Source organism: Ideonella aquatica (assembly GCF_018069755.1).
Classification (GTDB): Bacteria; Pseudomonadota; Gammaproteobacteria; order Burkholderiales; family Burkholderiaceae_C; genus Ideonella; species Ideonella aquatica.
The window spans coordinates 216,215-232,982 of sequence record NZ_JAGQDE010000001.1; the positions used below are offsets into that span (position 1 = coordinate 216,215).

At 71.8% G+C, this 16,768-nt stretch carries 15 protein-coding genes; 6 read left to right on the forward strand and 9 right to left on the reverse strand.

Annotated elements, in window-relative coordinates:
• Nucleotides 1-4 precede the first annotated feature (4 nt).
• Complete coding sequence (locus tag KAK06_RS00985) at nucleotides 5-559, reverse strand: YaeQ family protein (RefSeq protein ID WP_210799814.1); 555 nt, start codon at nucleotides 557-559, stop codon at nucleotides 5-7.
• A 120-nt stretch (nucleotides 560-679) separates the two neighbouring features.
• Between KAK06_RS00985 and KAK06_RS00990 the strand changes: the two genes are divergently transcribed.
• Nucleotides 680-2,740 (forward strand): M3 family metallopeptidase, encoded by a 2,061-nt coding sequence (locus KAK06_RS00990; RefSeq protein ID WP_210799815.1) that lies wholly within the window; start codon nucleotides 680-682, stop codon nucleotides 2,738-2,740.
• On the opposite strand, the gene KAK06_RS00995 is transcribed toward KAK06_RS00990, so the two are convergent.
• The 3 genes from KAK06_RS00995 to KAK06_RS01005 form a co-directional block, all read right to left on the reverse strand.
• Nucleotides 2,659-4,353 carry a DEAD/DEAH box helicase gene (locus KAK06_RS00995; protein ID WP_210799816.1) on the reverse strand — a complete coding sequence of 565 codons (1,695 nt, stop codon included), beginning with the start codon at nucleotides 4,351-4,353 and terminating at the stop codon, nucleotides 2,659-2,661. The two genes, KAK06_RS00990 and KAK06_RS00995, sit on opposite strands and share 82 nt — an antisense overlap.
• A gap of 321 nt (nucleotides 4,354-4,674) precedes the next feature.
• Nucleotides 4,675-5,577, reverse strand: coding sequence for a phosphotransferase (locus KAK06_RS01000; RefSeq protein WP_210799817.1), 903 nt, complete (start codon nucleotides 5,575-5,577; stop codon nucleotides 4,675-4,677).
• A complete protein-coding gene (locus KAK06_RS01005; protein WP_210799818.1) occupies nucleotides 5,574-6,053 on the reverse strand; it encodes a retropepsin-like aspartic protease family protein in 480 nt (159 codons plus the stop codon). The genes KAK06_RS01000 and KAK06_RS01005 overlap by 4 nt, the downstream gene beginning before the upstream one ends.
• A gap of 99 nt (nucleotides 6,054-6,152) precedes the next feature.
• Here KAK06_RS01005 and KAK06_RS01010 point away from each other — a divergent pair, with 99 nt between their 5' ends.
• Nucleotides 6,153-8,354: a TonB-dependent receptor plug domain-containing protein gene (locus KAK06_RS01010; protein ID WP_210799819.1), complete on the forward strand. Its 2,202-nt coding sequence runs from the start codon at nucleotides 6,153-6,155 to the stop codon at nucleotides 8,352-8,354.
• Between the two features lie 63 nt (nucleotides 8,355-8,417).
• On the forward strand, nucleotides 8,418-10,712 hold the full coding sequence (locus tag KAK06_RS01015) for an ATP-binding response regulator (RefSeq protein WP_210799820.1): 2,295 nt from the start codon (nucleotides 8,418-8,420) through the stop codon (nucleotides 10,710-10,712).
• Nucleotides 10,713-10,731: 19 nt separating this feature from the next.
• Here the strand turns inward: KAK06_RS01015 and KAK06_RS01020 are convergent, their stop codons facing one another.
• From KAK06_RS01020 to KAK06_RS01035, 4 genes are read right to left on the reverse strand one after another with little or no spacing between them, the layout of a single operon-like run.
• Nucleotides 10,732-11,367, reverse strand: a complete 636-nt coding sequence (locus KAK06_RS01020; RefSeq protein WP_210799821.1) for a response regulator — start codon at nucleotides 11,365-11,367, stop codon at nucleotides 10,732-10,734.
• On the reverse strand, nucleotides 11,367-11,588 hold the full coding sequence (locus KAK06_RS01025; RefSeq protein ID WP_210799822.1) for an RNA-binding S4 domain-containing protein: 222 nt from the start codon (nucleotides 11,586-11,588) through the stop codon (nucleotides 11,367-11,369). The genes KAK06_RS01020 and KAK06_RS01025 overlap by 1 nt, the downstream gene beginning before the upstream one ends.
• A 26-nt stretch (nucleotides 11,589-11,614) precedes the next feature.
• Nucleotides 11,615-12,187 (reverse strand): peroxiredoxin, encoded by a 573-nt coding sequence (locus KAK06_RS01030; protein WP_210799823.1) that lies wholly within the window; start codon nucleotides 12,185-12,187, stop codon nucleotides 11,615-11,617.
• A 2-nt stretch (nucleotides 12,188-12,189) separates the two neighbouring features.
• A complete protein-coding gene (locus tag KAK06_RS01035) occupies nucleotides 12,190-13,443 on the reverse strand; it encodes a M20/M25/M40 family metallo-hydrolase (RefSeq protein WP_210799824.1) in 1,254 nt (417 codons plus the stop codon).
• 79 nt (nucleotides 13,444-13,522) lie between these two features.
• Here KAK06_RS01035 and KAK06_RS01040 point away from each other — a divergent pair, with 79 nt between their 5' ends.
• Nucleotides 13,523-14,425: a DUF808 domain-containing protein gene (locus KAK06_RS01040; protein ID WP_210799825.1), complete on the forward strand. Its 903-nt coding sequence runs from the start codon at nucleotides 13,523-13,525 to the stop codon at nucleotides 14,423-14,425.
• 133 nt (nucleotides 14,426-14,558) lie between these two features.
• Nucleotides 14,559-14,780 carry a hypothetical protein gene (locus KAK06_RS01045; protein WP_210799826.1) on the forward strand — a complete coding sequence of 74 codons (222 nt, stop codon included), beginning with the start codon at nucleotides 14,559-14,561 and terminating at the stop codon, nucleotides 14,778-14,780.
• Between the two features lie 10 nt (nucleotides 14,781-14,790).
• Here KAK06_RS01045 and KAK06_RS01050 read toward each other — a convergent pair whose 3' ends face one another.
• Nucleotides 14,791-15,522 carry an aspartate/glutamate racemase family protein gene (locus KAK06_RS01050; RefSeq protein WP_210799827.1) on the reverse strand — a complete coding sequence of 244 codons (732 nt, stop codon included), beginning with the start codon at nucleotides 15,520-15,522 and terminating at the stop codon, nucleotides 14,791-14,793.
• A gap of 177 nt (nucleotides 15,523-15,699) precedes the next feature.
• On the opposite strand from KAK06_RS01050, the gene KAK06_RS01055 reads away from it, so the two are divergent.
• Nucleotides 15,700-16,722 carry an ABC transporter ATP-binding protein gene (locus tag KAK06_RS01055; RefSeq protein WP_210799828.1) on the forward strand — a complete coding sequence of 341 codons (1,023 nt, stop codon included), beginning with the start codon at nucleotides 15,700-15,702 and terminating at the stop codon, nucleotides 16,720-16,722.
• Nucleotides 16,723-16,768: the final 46 nt, after the last annotated feature.

Sequence of the window (16,768 nt, forward strand, 5' to 3'; positions counted from 1 at the left end):
AACCTCATGCGGGCATCAGCCGCCGCGGCTCGAAGTCGACCGTCTCCTGGCCGTCGCCCACCCAGATCTGGCCGTCCTGCACCGTGACCTGCAGCTGCATGCTGCGCTGTGCCAGGCCGGCCAGCGCCTTGCTGGCCTCGGCCGGCACCTGCCAGACGGTCAGGCGGTCCAGCCGCGCCACCTTGGGTGCCAGCGCCTGCCACCAGATCGGCGTGGAGCTGCCGTAGGCGAACAGCGTGACGCGCTCGGCCCGTGAGCAGGCCTTGGCCAGTCGGCGGTCGTCGGGCTGGCCCACCTCGATCCACTGCACCAACTGGCCGGTCAGGTCCTTCTGCCACAGGTCGGGCACCTCGGTGTCGGACAGGCCGGCGGTGAACTCCAGGCGGCCGCGCAAGTCGTCGGCCGGCACCGCCAATGCAAAGGCCAGCACGCGCATCATCAGACGCTCGTCGTTCTCGGAGGGGTGGCGGGCCAGCGTTAGCGCATGGTCGGCATAGACCGAGCGGTCCATGTCGGCGATCTGCAGCTGGGCCTTGAAGATGGTGGACTTGAGCGCCATGGTGGGCCGGGAGTGTACGGGGCTTGTCCGGATCAACCCTGACAGGGCCGCAGACAAGGGCCGTGCTGGCATCATCCTCGCCTCACTCCGTTTCCGCCCGTGCTGCCGGCGGGCCCGCGCATGACCTTGATCGACAACCCCCTGCTGAGCGACTGGTCCGGTCCGTTCGGCCTGCCTCCCTTTGACCGCATCCGTGCCGAGCACTTCGCGCCGGCGCTGCATGAGGCGATGCGCCGCCACCGCGATGAGCTCGACGCGCTGGCGGCCCAGAGCGCGCCGGTGAACTTTGACAACACCGCCGCCGCGCTCGACCGCTCGGGCGAGCTGCTCTACCGCCTGGATGCGCTGCTGGGCAACCTCACCGCGTCGCACACCTCGCCCGAGCTGCAGGCGGTGCAGCGCGCCCTGGCCGGCCCGATGGCGGCCCACGACACCGCCGTGCGCACCCACCCGGGCGTGTTCGCCCGCCTGGACCAGCTGCAAGCGCAGCGCGAGCAACCGGGGCTGAGCCCGGAACAGCGCCGGTTGGTGGAGCGCCTGCACACCGATGCCTTGCGTGCCGGCGCCCGCTTCGCGCCGGCCCAGCGCGAGGCCTACCAGGCCCTGGTGGCCGAGCTGGCCGAGCTCAACGCCCGCTTCGGGCAGAACGTGCTGGCCGACGAGAACGGCCATGGCCTGTCACTGACCGGCGAGGCTGACCTGGCCGGGCTGCCCGGTGACTTCCGCGAGGCCTGCCGCCAGGCCGCCCTCGACCGCGGCCTGCCCGAAGGCAGCCGGCTGGTGACGCTGAGCCGCTCGATGGTCGTGCCCTTCCTGACCTTCAGCGAGCGGCGCGACCTGCGCGAGCGCATCTGGCGCGCCTGGGTGGCGCGTGGCGAACATGCGGGCGAGCACGACAACCGGCCGCTCGCAGCGCGCATCCTGCAGCTGCGCCAGCGCCAGGCGGCGATGCATGGCCAAGCCAGCTTCGCCGACCATGCGCTGACCGACGCAATGGCCGGCCACCAGGGCGCGGTGCGCGAACTGCTGGAAGAGGTCTGGGGCCGCGCGCGCAGCGCGTTCGATGGCGAGCGGGCGCTGGTCGAGGACTGCATGCGCCAGCACGGCGCCGGCCACGAACTGCAGGCCTGGGACTGGCGCTTCTGGGCCGAGAAGGTGCGTGGCGAGCGCTACGTCCTGGATGAGGCGGCGGTCAAACCCTACCTGTCGCTGGACCGCCTGGTCGAGGCGATGTTCGACTGCGCGCAGCGCCTGTTCGGCGTGCACTTCGAGCGCCGCGCGGACATCGCCGGCTACCACCCGGATGTGGTGGCCTGGGAGATGTTCGATGCCGCCGGCCAGAGCCGCGGCCTGTTCCTGCAGGACAACTTTGCGCGGCCCACCAAGCGCTCGGGCGCCTGGATGAGCGATTTCCAGTACGGCTCGCACAACCGCGGCGCACTGCGACCGGTGATCCTGAACAACTGCAATTTCTCGCGCGCCGCGCCGGGCGAGCCCACGCTGCTGTCGCTGGACGACGCGCGCACGCTGTTCCACGAGTTCGGCCATGGCCTGCATGGCCTGCTGTCGGTCACCGGCTACCACCGGCTGGCCGGCACGCAGGTGCTGCGCGACTTTGTCGAGCTGCCCTCGCAGCTCTACGAGCACTGGCTGATGGAGCCGGGCGTGCTGCAGCGCCATGCGCGCCACTGGCAGACCGGCGAGCCGATTCCCAAGGCCCTGGTGGACAAGCTGCAGGCGGCCGAGCGCTGGTGCCAGGCCTACGAGACGCTGCGCTACAGCGCCAGTGCGCTGGTTGATCTGGAGGCCCACGCGGCGGCCGAGCCGCCGACGGACATCAGCGCCTTCGAGGCGCAGGTGTGCCAGCGCATCGGCCTGCCCGAGGTGGTGGGCATGAACCACCGGCTGTGCCACTTTCAGCACCTGTTCGCCGGCGGCGGCTACGCCGCGGGCTACTACGTGTACCTGTGGGCCGAGGTGCTGGACGCGGACGCGTTCAACGCCTTCGTCGAGGCCGGGGATCCCTTCGATCCGCAGGTGGCGCAGCGGCTGCTGCGCCACGTCTATGCGGCGGGCGACTCGGTCGCGCCGCAGCAGACTTACATCGACTTCCGCGGACGACCGGCGGGCATCGAACCCTTGCTGGCCCAGCGCGGCTTGCTCGAGCCGGCATCGGCCTGAGGACGCGGGCCACCCGCGTGGTGGCGCGGCGCGGCGCCGTCGCCCTCGCGGCGCGGGCCGCGGTGCTCAAACGGGCGGCCGCCGGGGGCGGGGCGCTCGTCACGGCGCTCGAAGCGCGGGGCCTCGCCGCTGCGCTCGAAGCGCGGGTCGAAGCGGGCGTCGTCGCGGCGGTCATGGCGCGGCTCGCCACGGCGCTCCCAGGGCGAAGCCTCGCGGCGCTCGTGGTTGGTGCGCTCGTGCGGGCCCTGGCCGAAGGCGTCGTCGCGGCGCGGGCCGCGGTTGCCCTGGCCCGGATGGCCGTGCGGACCATGGCTGCCGCGGCCGCCGAAGTGGCCCGGGCGGTCATTGGCGAAGCGGCCACCACCTTGTTGGCCACCGTAGTTGCGGCCGCCTTGGCCGCGCGGTGCGCCGCCGCGCGGCGGGCGACCGACCAGGTCGGGCGCCGGGCGCTGCGGCTCCAGGCCGGCCACGGTGCCCACCGGGATGGCCTGGGTGGTGTAGTGCTGGATGCGCTTGATCATCGGCACGTCGCGGCGCTCGGCCAGCGTGACAGCCCGGCCCGAGCGGCCGGCGCGGCCGGTGCGGCCGATGCGGTGCACATAGTCCTCGGCCTTGAGCGGCAGGCCGTAGTTGATGACGTGGGTGATGGTGGGCACGTCAATGCCGCGCGCCGCCACGTCGGTGGCGACCAGGATGCGCAGGTGGCGCGAACGCAGGCCCTGCAGCACGCGGTTGCGGCGGCCTTGGGGCATGCCGCCGTGCAGCGCGGCGACCGAGTGACCCATCTCGCCCAGGCGGTCGGCCAGGCGGTCGGCGTCGATCTGGGTGCTGGTGAAGACCACGGCCTGGTCGACTTCGCGCTCGGTCAGCAGATGGTCCAGCAGCGCATGCTTGTGGTCCAGATCATCCGCCCACATGATCTGCTGGGCGATGTTCTCGTGCTTCTCGGTGTGCGCGGCGATCTCGATGCGCTCGACATCTTCCTTCTGCAGGCGCTGGGCCAGGCGGCCCACTTCACCGGCGAAGGTGGCGCTGGCCATCAGGGTCTGGCGGTGGCGCGGCAGCTGCTCGGCGATGTGCTCGATGTCCTCGATGAAGCCCATGTCCAGCATGCGGTCGGCTTCGTCGAGCACCAGCATCTCGACGTTCTCCAGCACGGCCTTGCCGCTCTGGATGTGGTCGATCAGACGGCCGGGGGTGGCGATCAGGATGTCCAGCGGGCCGCGCAGCGCCTTGAGCTGGGCCGGGTAGGGCACGCCGCCGACCACGCTGGTGACGCTCAGCCACTGCACGTAGCGGCCATAGTTGGAGGCCGCCTTGGCCACCTGCATCGACAGCTCGCGGGTGGGGACCAGCACCAGGATGCGCGGGCCCTTGACCTCGCCCTTCTTGGGCTTGTTGGCCGGATCCTTGCGGGCGGCCAGCACCTTCATCAGCGCGGGCAGCACGAAGGCGGCGGTCTTGCCACTGCCGGTGTTGGAGCACACCCGCAGGTCCTTGCCGGCCAGCGCGGCGGGGATGGCCTGGGCCTGGACGTCGGTGGGCTTTTCATAGCCGGCGGTGGTCAAAGCGCGGACCAGGGCCTCGTCGAGGCCGAGCGATTCAAAACTCATGATTTCTTGGCAAAAAGGCGACCGGCGTGGCCCTTCGGTGGGACACGACGCGGAGCGCGGTGGGGCTCAAAACAACATTGCCACCGACCACGCCTGCGATCACCGCGGCGGGTGTCGTCAGGCCTTCAAGGCGCTGCACTGGTCAGAACCAGACAGCCAGAAACCAGGGGGAGGTCAGGGGAAATGCGCGAATCAGCAACGAGGAAAGTGCTGACCGGCGGTGGCACCGCCACTCGAGGTGTTGCCGCTGGCAGTGAACCAGGCGGCAGGCTCGGTGAGGTGATGGATCCGACAGGACTTTTTTCAGTGCAGTCCGCCATTCTAGGACAAACCCCAATTTTTTGCACGCAGCCATCGCAGCCGCCCCGCCAGCCGGGGGGCGCGCAGGGGATCGTCGGGGCCCAGCCACCAGATCCAGGCGCAGACGAACGCGGTGCGGGCCTCGATGCAGTCGGCCAGCAGCGCCTCGTCCACCGGCCGGCCAACACTGCGCCAGCCGGCCAGCGCGGCCTCGGGCCAGTCGCCCTCCTGGCCCAGCACACGGCTGGCGGCCACCAGGCCGGCCAGATCCCACTCCAGCGGACCCAGGCAGGCGTCTTCCCAGTCCAGCCAGAGGGCGCCGGCCGCGCCCTGGCGCACGTTGGCGCGGTGGGCGTCGCCATGCAGCCATTGCTGCGGCGCCGGGTGGGCGCGCAGCCGTGCGGCCAAGGCCCGCAGGCGCGCGCCCACCAGGGCCAGGTCGGGCGCTGCGGCGCGCTGGCGCACCAGTGGGTGGTTCAGCAGGTCCAGCGCCTCGTCCAGCGGCGCCCAGGGGCGCTCGTCGTCCCCGCCGCGGTGGGCCAGGGTGCGCAGTTCGGCATGGCAATGCGCCAGTGCGCGGCCGGCAGCCTGCGGATCGGGCGCCTCGTGCGCCAGGTCCAGCAGGGGCCACAGCGTCATCAGCCAGCCATCCACCCGGTGCGGTCCGGCCAGCGACCGAGGGGCGGGTGGCAGGGCCGGCGCGCGACGCTCGGCCAGGTGGCGCAGCAAGCGCAACTCGCGCTCGGCATGGCCGCCCTGGGCGCGCGGCCCCGCGGTGCCAGTGGCCACCCGCAGCACCCAGGCGCTGGGCGCCAGGTGCACCACCAGGTTGCTGTGGCGACCGATCACCTGCGGCTGCACGGCCCCCAGACCGAGCGTGGCCGCCAGGCGGCGGCAGGCGGCCAGCAGCGCGGCCTCGTTCATGGCAGGCTGGCTTGCAGCGTGGCGCCGTCCTGCACCAGGCGCAGGCGACGCAGCACGTCCATGCCCAGCAAGGGCGGGCCGTCCATGCGGTCGATCACGGTGACGGTCAGTCCATCGAAACGCAGCCCGCCGGCCAGCGCGACATCAGCCCGCCCCTGCCAGGCCATCACGGTGCCGCCAGCGGTTTGAGATCGCACTGTGGCCTCGCGCCGCAGCCCCAGTTGCGCCGCCAGCGCGCCGGGCAGCGCGGTCGTGGTGGCGCCGGTGTCGACCAGGAAGTCCACCTCGCGCCCATCCACCGTGCCAGGCCAGTGGAAGTGGCCGTCGGGGCTGCGCTGCAGCGTGACCTGGCCGTCGTGGATCGTCAGCCGGGGCCGCTGTCGCTCGTGCAGCAGCACCTGCATGCCCAGGAAGACCAGGGTGCCCAGCAGCAGCCAGATGGTCAGCAGCTTCAGGGTGCGAGGGAAGTCGTTCACCGCGCGATGGTAGCGGGCGGAACTTTGCCGCGGCGGCTGGAACACAATGGGTCGCCCGATCCGCAACCTCCCACGAGTGCCGCCTGCGCGGCGATCTGCATGCCCCGTTTCTGCCGCCCGTCGCTGCCTCTGGTCCGCCTCGCCCTGCCGCTGCTGTCCGTCCCCGCCATCGCTCAGCCGACGCCGCCTGCGCCGGCGCCCTCGGCCAGTGCGGTGCAGCAGGTCGAAGTGCAGGCGGCCCGCCCCGAGGACCTGGAGGCGCGGCGCCGCTCCACCGCGTCCAAGATCGTGGTCGGCCGCGACGAGATCGAGCGCTACGGCGACAGCACCCTGGGCGAGCTGCTCAAGCGCCTGCCCGGGGTCACGCTCGATGGCCGCAGTGGCCGCGGCGGCAACATCCGCATGCGCGGCATGGGCGGCGGCTACACCCAGATCCTGCTGGATGGCGAGTCGGTGCGCGGCGGCCTGTCGCTGGACCAGCTCGACCCGGACCAGGTCGAGCGCATCGAGATCATCCGCGCCCCCACCGCCGAGACCGGCGCCCGGGCGATTGCCGGCACGATCAACGTGATCACCCGCGAGGGCTACCGCAAGCGCCTGAACGACCTCAAGCTGGGGCTGGGCACCGAGGCCGGGCGCTGGGGGGGCAATGTCTCGTGGTCGCGCGATGACCGCATTGACGAGGATCTCACCTACAGCACTTCGGTCTCGGTCTGGAACGCCCAGCGCCACGACGCCGGCAGCACCGAGACCAGCGCCACCGGCGAGCAGTGGCTCGAGGACAGCCAGAGTGATGGCCACCGCCGCGGGGTCTGGAGCAATGCGCGCCTGCAGTGGAAGCTGCCCGGCGGCGACCAGCTGATGCTGATGCCCTCGGCCATGGTGGCCGGCAACGACAGCCTGCGCCGGAGCCAGCTGCAGGTGCTGCGCGACGACAACGGCGACGCGCCGCGCTACGCCACCAGCCTCACCGACAGCGACTTCACGCACCGCATGCTGCGCCTGAACGGCCAGTGGCGTCAGAACCTGGCCAGCGGCGGGCGCATCGAGTGGCGTGGCGGCGTGGGCCTGAACACCAGCCAAAGCCTGTCGCAACGCCAGGAGTTCAAGGCCGACGGCCAACTGCGGCGCACGCTCGACGAACGCAGCGACAGCCGTGAGCGCAGCCAGCACCTGAACGCCAAGTTCAGCCAGCTGCTCGACGGCGATCATCAGCTGGTGGCCGGGCTGGAGCTGGAGGGCGCCCAGCGCAACGAGGAGCGCCAGACCCTGCAGGACGGCGTGCCGCAGCTCAGGACCCTAGGCACCGAGCTCAGCGCGCGCTCGCTGCGCACCGCGGCCTATGTGCAAGACGAGTTCAACCTGAACCCGAACTGGGCGCTGTCTGGCGGATTGCGCTGGGAAGGCATCGCCACCCGCGGCCAGGACATCGGCGGCGCCGACCCGGAGAACCGCTCGTCGGTGTGGACGCCGCTGCTGCACGCGGTCTGGAAGCCCGACCCCAAGGGGCGTGACCAGCTGCGCATCAGCGTCACCCGCAGCTACAAGGCACCGCAGCTGGGGCAGCTGATGGCGCTGCCCAACCTGTCCAACCGCTACCCGGTGCCGGGTGACAACACCCCCACCAGCCCCGACCGCGCCGGCAATCCGAACCTGCAGCCCGAGCTGGCCACGGGCCTCGATGTCGCGATCGAGCGCTATCTGCCCTCGGGCGGCCTGCTCAGCGCCAACCTGTTCCACCGCCGCATCAGCGGCCTGATGCGCACCCTCACGACGCTGGAGACCGTGCCCTGGTCGGCCCAGCCGCGCTGGGTGGCACGGCCGGCCAATGTGGGCAACGCCTGGACCACCGGCCTGGAGCTGGAGGCCCGCGGCAGCCTGCGCAGCTGGTGGCCCGATGCACCGGCGGTGGATCTGCGCGCCAACGCCAGCCTGTTCCGCTCGCAGGTGGATGGCGTGCCCGGGCCCGACAACCGGCTGGACCAGCAGCCCGGCGCCACGCTCAATGCTGGCGCCGACTGGCGCATCGCCGGCACGCCGCTGACGGTGGGCGCCAGCGTCAACTGGACCCCCGGCTATGCCACCCGCCTGGACGAGCGGCAATGGGTCAGCCAGAACCGCAAGCAGTCGGTCGATGCCTACCTGCTGTGGCAGATCGCCCCGTGGGCCCGGCTGCGCCTGAGCGCCGCCAACCTGGCGGCCGAGGATGCGCTGAACCGCAGCACCAGCTTTGGCGAGACCAGCCTGTCGCGCAACGAGACCTACCTGAGCCTGCGGTCCCAGCTGGAGCTGAAGCTGTAGCGCGCTGCGGCCTCACCCATCAGGCCGATGGCCTGCGGCCATCTTGCAGCGCACAATCCGTGAATGAACCGGGCAAGGCTGCAGGGCTGGTGTCGCGCCTGGGTGCTCCTGCTCGCGGTGCTGGGATGGCCGCTGGCGGTGTGGTCCCAGGCGGTCGAGGCGCCGTCGGGTCTGCAACTGCAGCAGGCCGAGCAGCGCCTGGGCCAGGACGCCTGGCAGCCAGTGACGCTGCCGCTGCAGTGGCGCGCCGGCCAGGCCGAGCGCATTGAGCTGCGCCTGTCGCTGACGTTGCAGGCCCAGCCCCAGGGCCTGTGGGCGCTGCGTTTCGACCGCCTGCCCACCGAGCACGAACTGCTGGTCAACGGTGAGCGGGTCAGCGGCCGCGAGATCGGCCGACGCCCCGCCTTGCCCCGCACCGTGAGTTCGCGCTGGATCAGCGTGCCCTCGGGCCTGCTGAAGGCAGGGCCCAACGAGATCCTGCTGCGCGCCGACCTGCACCGCGCGGCCGCCGGCCTGAGCGCGCCCTGGGTGGGACCGGCCGAACAGCTGGAGCCACTGGATCGGCAGACCCGCTGGTGGCGCGAATCGCTGCCCTACGCGATGAACCTGGCGGTCAGTGGCCTGGCGCTGTTCACGCTGCTGGTGTGGTGGCTGCGGCGCGACGAGCGGCTGATGGGCTTCTTCGGTCTGCTGATGCTGATCGTCTCGCTGCGCAACCTGGCCTATTACGGCGAGGCCAGCGCCCAGCCCTCGATGCTGGGCTCGCTGGGCTTCTTCCTGGCCCAGGGCACCGCGGTGGCGCTGATCGTGGCCTTTGCCGGGGTGGCCAGCCAGCCGGTGCCGCATGGTCGTCGCCTGCGCCTGGTGGGGCTGGTCTGGGGGCTGTATGCGCTGGCGGGGGTGGCCGCGGCGCTGGGCCGCCGTCTCGACGAGCTGCGGATCTGGATGTACCCGCTGGCGATCACGCTGACCGCGTGGTCGGTCTGGCGGCTGTGGTCGCTGGTGCGCCGCATGCCGCCTTGGCCACGCCGCGTGATCGAGGCGGCGTTGGCGCTGCTGCTGCTGTCGGCCGGCCACGACTACCTCTTCTACGCGGGCTGGCTGTCGGCCGACGATGGCTTCTGGCTGCCGTACCTGACCCCGGTGCTGATGGCGGGCGTGTCGCTGGTGCTGCTGCGCCGCTTCGTGCATGCGCTGGAGGTGGCCGAGCGCCACGGCGAGGAGCTGGAGCAGCGGGTGGCCGAGCGCACCCGCGACCTGCAGACCGCCAACGCCGCCAAGACCCGCTTCATCGCTGCCGCCAGCCACGACCTGCGCCAGCCGGTGGCCAGCATCGGCCTGCTGGCTGGCCTGATGCGCGAGCGCGAGGACATCGATGCCGGGCAGCGCAGCCTGCTGGACCGCCTGGCCGCCTCGGCCCAGGCGCTGGAGCGGCTGCTCAAGGGCCTGCTGGACCTGTCGCGCTTTGACGCCGGCCAGGTCGAGTCGCGGCCGCGCGCCGTGCCGCTGCAGGCCCTGGTCGACTCGGTGCTGGCCGACGAGGCCGCCGCCGCACAGGGCCGCGGCCTGCGCCTGCGCGCACGGGTGGGTGGCTGGACGGTGCAGGCCGACCCGGTGCTGCTCGAGCAGATCCTGCGCAACCTGGTGGGCAATGCGGTGCGCCACACCGCCAGCGGCGGCGTGCTGGTGTCGGCGCGGCGGCGCGGTGCGGCGCTGCTGCTGCAGGTCTGGGACACCGGCGTGGGCATTGCGCCTGAGCGCCAGGCCCAGGTCTTCGAGGAGTTCGTCCAGCTGGAGCCGGGCCAGGGCCATGCCGGTGGTCTGGGCCTGGGCCTGGCACTGGTGCAGCGGGCGGCCACGCTGATGCAGACCCAGGTGCAACTGCGCTCCACGCCGGGGCGGGGCAGCTGTTTCGGGCTGCTGCTGCCGCTGGCGGGTGCGCCCCCGGCGCCCGCCGCGCCGCAGCGTCTGTCGGTGCGTCACCTGGGCGGGCGCCGCATGGTGGTGGTGGATGACGACGACACCCTGCGCGAAACCCTGCGCCTGCGCCTGGAGCGCTGGGGGGCGCTGGTGCAGGCCTACCGCGACCTGGGCAGCCTGCAGGCCGCCCTGGCCCGCGGCGCCGTGAATGAGGCACCCGCGCTGCTGCTGACCGATCAGCGTCTGCCCGACGGCGACAGCCGGGCGGTGGTGAACTGCCTGGCCGCGCGCCACGGCGGCGTGCCGGTGCTGGTGATCACCGGCGACACCGCGCCGGCCGACCTGGCGGCCCTCGAGGCCCTGGGCTGGCCGGTGCTGCACAAGCCCTTTGGCACCGACGCGCTGTTCTCGGCCGTGGTGGCCGCGCTGCGACGCTGAGGCCGCTGCCCGCGCGGGTTCAGGGCAGCCAGCCCATGCGGGCGGCCTGCAGCACCACCTGGGCGCGCGAGGTCACGCCCAGCTTGTCGAAGATGGCCTGCACATGCGTCTTGACGGTGGAGTCCGACAGCGCCAGTTCGCGGGCGATCAGCTTGTTCGACAGGCCGCCGACCAGGCAGCGGAAGACGTCCATCTGGCGCGCAGTCAGCGGCGGCAACTCACCGCCGGTGGCACTGTCGGCACTGCGCGTCAGCGCCGGCGGCACATGGACACCGCCGCCCAGCACGGTGCGCAGGGCCTGATCCAGCGCAGCGGCGTCGGCGCTCTTGGGGATGAAGCCGCTGGCGCCGCCATCCAGCGCGGCCATCACGGTCTCCGCCCGGTCGTCCGCGGACAGCACGATCACGCGCGCCATCGGCGCCGCCTCGCGCAGCTGGGCCAGGGTGTCCAGACCGCGGCTGTCGGGCAGGTTCAGGTCCAGCAGCACCAGGCCGATGTCCGGCGCCTGGCGCAACTGATCCAGCGCACCGGACAGGCGGTTGGCGGTGCTGAGCCGCACCGTCGGGTGGCGGTGGGCGATCAGCAGACCCAGGGCATCGGCAAACAGCGCATGGTCATCGACCAGCAGGCAATGCACGCCATGGGACATCGGCATCAGGCCTCTCCGCGCACGCTGACCCGCACATCGCCCAGGCTGACCTGCTGGCCGGCGCGCAGCTTGCGGGTCTTGCGCAGCTCGGTCTGGCCGTCCACCCGCACCTGGCCGTCCACGATCAGGGCACGGGCCTGGCCACCGCTGTCGGCCAGACCGGTGGCCTTGAGCAGGGCATCGAGCGGGATGTGGTCGCCGCGCAGCTGAAAGTCGATCTCGTCCATCGCCCCGATTGTGCGCGAGGCCGGGCTCAGCGCTTGCCCTGGCGGGCCTGCCAGGCCTGGACCGCGGCCATCGCCGCGCCCACATGGCCGTCCGGGTCCATGCTGGCGTGCACCGCCAGCACCCGGCCCGGCGGCTCGATCACGTAGGAGATGCGGTCGGCCACCGAGGGTGCCAGCGTGAAGCCGGCGTCGAACTGCTTGATCACCTTGCCGCCCTCGTCGGCCGCCACCGCGAACTGGCCGCGGCAGGCCTCGACCGAGAAGCGCTGCTGTGTGGCCAGGCTGTCGTTGGACACCCCCACCACCGTGGCGCCCAGGGCCTTGAACTTCGGCGTGGCTTCCGAGAACTGGTGCGCCTCGACCGTGCAGCCGCTGGTGAAGGACTTGGGGTAGAAGTACAGCACCACCGGCCCCTGCCGCAGCGCCTCGGACAGCGTGAAGCGGAAGGCCTTGCCGCCCACCGCCGCGTCCAGCGTGAAGTCGGGCGTGGCGGCCCCCACGGCCAGTGCCGCCTGGGCCGGACCGGCGATCAGGGCGCAGGCCGCCAGCGCCGCCAGGGCGACGTGGCGGGTGGAGGACAGGGCAGGGGTGTGGTGCATGTTCAGTTGGCCAGTTCCACCGCAAAGGCCACGGCCAGCTTGGCGAACTTGGCGGCATGGGCCGCCTGGTTGCCGCTGTTGGCCAGGGTGTCGTTGCTGGTGTGGATGAAGGGGCTGTGGTGGTTGAAATCGGACTCGAAGGGGAACGAAGCCGGGTAGCCTCGGTTGAACCACGAGGCATGGTCCGAGCAGGCGTAGCCGCAGCGGTCGGTCGACACCGTCAGCTCGGGCAGGTAGGTCGCGGCCAGGCGGGCCACGAAGTCGTTTTGTGCGGCGCTGGTGTAGTCGGTGTAGAGGTAGATGTCCTTGGTGCCGCCCTTGTAGTTGGTCATGTCCAGCTGCAGCACGCCGGTCACCTTGCGGCTCTTGGCCAGGTAGTCGGCGGCGATAGCCGACGAGCCGCGCAGCCCCACTTCCTCGGCCGCGTAGGCCATGAACTGGATCGTGCGCTTGGGCCGGTGGCCGCTGGCCAGCAGCACCCGCAGCGCCTCGGTCAGGCTGGCGATGCCGGAGGCGTCGTCGTCAGCGCCGGGGGCGCGGCTGTTTTCAGTGGTGCCGCCCGACAGGATCGAATCCAGGTGCCCGCCCAGGATGACATGCTGCTTGGGCTTCTCGGCGCCCTGGATCGTCAGGATCACCGACTTCTGCGGCCAGCTCGGGTGGCTGAACTGGCTGACCGAGACATCGCTGCGGCCCGCGGCCAGCGCCGCCCACTGCGCGGCGATCGTGTTGGACGCGTTCACGCCGTGGCTGGTGGTGTAGTAGCGGTTCTGGATCGCCGACAGGCTGTCGATGGTCTGCAGGACCAGGCTGTCCTGCACCGCGGCCACCATCGGCTGCACCAGCGCCTGCTGGTTGATCAGGTAGGTGCTGCCGGCCACGGCCTCCGGTTGCAGCGCACGCTGACGCACCTGCTGCACCGCCTCGCGGGCACTGCCCAGGGAGTCGTGGACGATGAAACCGCCGCAGCGGTGCAGGTCGCGGTGCACGGCGTCGGACAGCGCGGGCAGCCAATCCTCGTCCACCCGCACCACATGCACCCGCTCCTGGGCCGTGGCGCCCAGGCGGCCGACGCGCACCGGTACCTCGACCTCGGTGACGCTGACCACCTGCGGCTGGGCGGCGCGCAGCAGGCGGTAGGCGTCGTCGCCCAGCGAAATCCACAGCCGCTCGCCGGCCAGGCTGGCGGAGGCGCCCAGGGCCAGCAGGCTGGCGGCGGCGGTGCAGCGCCAGGCGGCGCGTTTGAGACGGGTCATGACGGCATTCTCCTGAGGACGAGGGCCCTGGTGGGCGGTGTGGTCTTGGCGACCGCGAGAGATAGGCTATCGTGCAGCCATGCCTGCCGCCAGCCTGTTTGCCCTGATCGACGACATCGCCACCGTCCTGGACGACGTGGCCCTGCTCAGCCGCATGGCGGCCAAGAAGACCGCCGGCGTGCTGGGCGACGACCTGGCGCTCAATGCCCAGCAGGTCACCGGCTTTGCCGCCGAGCGCGAGATCCCGGTGGTGCTGGCGGTGGCCCGTGGCTCGCTGATCAACAAGGCCATCCTGGTGCCGCTGGCGCTGGCCATCAGCGCCTTCCTGCCGTGGGCGATCGTGCCGCTGCTGATGGTGGGCGGTCTGTACCTGTGTTTCGAGGGCGTCGAGAAACTGGCCCACCGCTGGCTGCACCACGATGAGGCCGAGGCCCATGACGCCGAACTCCGCGCCCACGTGGCCGACACCGCGGTGGACCTGGCCACGCTCGAGCAGGAGCGGGTGAAGGGGGCGATCCGCACCGATTTCATCCTTTCGGCCGAGATCATCGTCATCGCGCTGGGCACGGTGGCTGGCGAGCCGATGCTGACCCGCGTGCTGGTGCTCTCGGGCATTGCGGTGCTGATGACCGTGGGCGTCTACGGCCTGGTGGCGGGCATCGTCAAGCTCGACGACCTGGGCCTGCACTGGCAACGGCGCCCGGGCGACGGCGGCCTGGCGCGTGCGCTGCGCTGGCTCGGGGGCGGCCTGCTGGCTTTCGCGCCCTGGCTGATGAAGGCCCTGGCGGTGGTGGGCACGGTGGCGATGTTCCTGGTGGGCGGCGGCATCGCACTGCACGGCTGGGAGAGCCTGCACCATGCGCTGCTGCACGCCTGGCCACTGGGCGAGCACGCCACCTGGGTGCTCGACGGCCTGTTCGGCGTGGTGGCCGGTGCGGTGGTGCTGGCGGTGGTGGAAGGCGCGCGCCGGCTGCGCCGCTGACAACCGCTGGCGCCCGTCAGGCGTTTTCCGACAAGGCACGGCGCCAGACGCCGACAGCGCAGGCCGATGCACCCCGGCTGCGTCGTCGCGCGCATCGGCGCAGCATGGTGGCCGTGCATTTCAGGAGATCGCCATGCACCACGCCTACCAAAGCCAGACGCTGAGCCACGAGGCCTTCGAGCTGCGCTTCCAGTCGCTGTTCCACCAGGGCCGCGCGATGGCCTTTCCGTGCGACGCCGCGGGCCATGTGGACCTGGACGCGCTGAGCGAGCGCGCCCGCGAGAACTACCTCTACGCCCGCGCCGTGGTGGGCCGCGAGTACGCGGTGCCCGCGGTCTGCCACAGCCAGCGCTGAGCGCTGCGCCTCACCAGCCCAGCGGTCCGGCCCAGCCGAGGTAGCGCTTGGGCAGCGGGGTCGCGTAGTCGCCCTGCTTGCTGGTGCGCAGACCCAGCTGCACCAGGGCCTCGGCCAGCACCACGGCCGCCGCCACGCCATCGATCACTGGCACCCCCAGGCGGCGCTGCAATTCGGCGCTGACGGACGCCATGCCGCCGCAGCCCAGCACAATCGCGCCGCTGCGGTCGCGCGCCAGGGCGGCGCGGCAGGCGTCCTCCAGGGCCGGCACGCAGGCCAGGCCGCCATCCTCCTCCAGCGCCAGCACCGGGATGTTGGTGCCGTGCACGCCGCGGCAGCGGCGCTCATAGCCGTATTTCAGCACCAGGTGCTCGGCGATCACGCAGGTGCGCACCAGCGTGGTCACGACGGAAAACCCGGTGCTGACAAAGGACGCCGCATGGAAGGCCGCCTCGGCGATGCCCAGCACCGGCGCCTCGGTGGCCTCGCGGGCGGCGTCCAGGCCGGGGTCGCCAAAGCAGGCCAGGATCACCGCGTCCATCGACGTGCCTGCCGCTCGCACCTGCTCCAGCACGCCGGCCGCGGCGATCACCTCGTCATGGTGGCCCTCGATCGACACCGGCCCGAAGCTGGGCTGGACCGCGGTGATGCGGGTGTCGGGCCGGGCCACGCGGCGGGCGGCCTCGGCCATCGAGCGGGTCATGCTGGCGGTGGTGTTGGGGTTGATCAGCAGCAGGTTCATGTTGGTGCGCTTTGCATACAAAACGGCGGGGTAATCCGGCGAACTTTGGTGCGCGGCGCCAGATGCTGGTGCATCGATCCGCCCCGCGCCATGTCTGGCTGCCCTGCTGCAAGAGACGGGCCGCAGGTGGCGACGGTGTGGCGGCACTTGGCACATGCATTGCATACACGCTGCCGCATGAGTGAGCCCACCGACCTGGCCCTGACCGGCCTGAGCAAGCACTACGGCGAGGCCGTGGCGGTGGCGGGCATCGACCTGGCGATGCCCGCCGGCGCCTATTGCTGCCTGCTGGGGCCGTCGGGCTGTGGCAAGACCTCGACGCTGCGCATGATCGCCGGCCATGAGCAGCCCACCGCCGGTCAGGTGCTGCTGGGCGGCCGCGACATCACGCCCTTGTCGCCGGCCGAGCGCGGCACGGCGATGATGTTCCAGAGCTACGCGCTGTTCCCGCACCTGAACGTGCTGGACAACGTGGCCTTCAGCGCCCGCATGAAGGGGGTGGCGCGCGAGGAGCGGCTGGCCCAGGCGCGTGCGCTGCTGGACCTGGTGGCGATGCAGCCCTACGCGCAGCGCCTGCCCGCGGCGCTCTCCGGCGGTCAGCAGCAGCGCGTGGCGCTGGCACGCGCGCTGATGACCCGCCCGCGCGTGCTGCTGCTGGACGAGCCGCTGTCGGCGCTCGACCCCTTCCTGCGCATCCGCATGCGGGCCGAGCTGCAGCGCTGGCACCGCGAACTGGGCATGACCTTCGTCCATGTGACCCACTCGCAGGAAGAGGCGATGGCGCTGGCCGACCTGGTGGTGGTGATGAACCACGGACGCATCGAGCAGGCCGGGCCGCCGCGTGAGGTCTTCGAGCGCCCGCGCACCGAGTTCGTCGCCCGCTTCATCGGCGCCCACAACGTGTTTGCCACGCCCGGCGGTCGCATCGCGGTGCGCAGCGACCGCTGCACGCTGGCCGCGCCTGAAGAGAACGGCCTGGCCGTGCAGGTGCGGGCCGTGGAGTACCAGGGCCAGCAGGTGCTGGTCCACCTGGTCCCCCCGGGCGACCAGCCCGCCGCCGACGAGGCTGACGACGAGGCCACGCCGCCGGCCTGGGTGGCCAGCCTGCCCGACGACCTGTACCACCGCCAACCCTTGGAACCCGGCCAGCGCCTGAGCCTGCGCTGGACCGACGCCGACGCCCACCTGCTGGTGGCTTGAGTCTTTGTTCCCATCCCGTCCACCCCCACGCCACGAGGAGCCTGTC

Excerpts from the sequence above, each read along its gene's own strand:
- KAK06_RS00985 (WP_210799814.1), bottom strand. The coding sequence starts at position 559 with ATGGCGCTCAAGTCCACCATCTTCAAGGCCCAGCTGCAGATCGCCGAC.
- KAK06_RS00990 (WP_210799815.1), top strand. The coding sequence starts at position 680 with ATGACCTTGATCGACAACCCCCTGCTGAGCGACTGGTCCGGTCCGTTC.
- KAK06_RS00995 (WP_210799816.1), bottom strand. The coding sequence starts at position 4,353 with ATGAGTTTTGAATCGCTCGGCCTCGACGAGGCCCTGGTCCGCGCTTTG.
- KAK06_RS01000 (WP_210799817.1), bottom strand. The coding sequence starts at position 5,577 with ATGAACGAGGCCGCGCTGCTGGCCGCCTGCCGCCGCCTGGCGGCCACG.
- KAK06_RS01010 (WP_210799819.1), top strand. The coding sequence starts at position 6,153 with ATGCCCCGTTTCTGCCGCCCGTCGCTGCCTCTGGTCCGCCTCGCCCTG.
- KAK06_RS01015 (WP_210799820.1), top strand. The coding sequence starts at position 8,418 with ATGAACCGGGCAAGGCTGCAGGGCTGGTGTCGCGCCTGGGTGCTCCTG.
- KAK06_RS01020 (WP_210799821.1), bottom strand. The coding sequence starts at position 11,367 with ATGCCGATGTCCCATGGCGTGCATTGCCTGCTGGTCGATGACCATGCG.
- KAK06_RS01025 (WP_210799822.1), bottom strand. The coding sequence starts at position 11,588 with ATGGACGAGATCGACTTTCAGCTGCGCGGCGACCACATCCCGCTCGAT.
- KAK06_RS01030 (WP_210799823.1), bottom strand. The coding sequence starts at position 12,187 with ATGCACCACACCCCTGCCCTGTCCTCCACCCGCCACGTCGCCCTGGCG.
- KAK06_RS01035 (WP_210799824.1), bottom strand. The coding sequence starts at position 13,443 with ATGACCCGTCTCAAACGCGCCGCCTGGCGCTGCACCGCCGCCGCCAGC.
- KAK06_RS01040 (WP_210799825.1), top strand. The coding sequence starts at position 13,523 with ATGCCTGCCGCCAGCCTGTTTGCCCTGATCGACGACATCGCCACCGTC.
- KAK06_RS01045 (WP_210799826.1), top strand. The coding sequence starts at position 14,559 with ATGCACCACGCCTACCAAAGCCAGACGCTGAGCCACGAGGCCTTCGAG.
- KAK06_RS01050 (WP_210799827.1), bottom strand. The coding sequence starts at position 15,522 with ATGAACCTGCTGCTGATCAACCCCAACACCACCGCCAGCATGACCCGC.
- KAK06_RS01055 (WP_210799828.1), top strand. The coding sequence starts at position 15,700 with ATGAGTGAGCCCACCGACCTGGCCCTGACCGGCCTGAGCAAGCACTAC.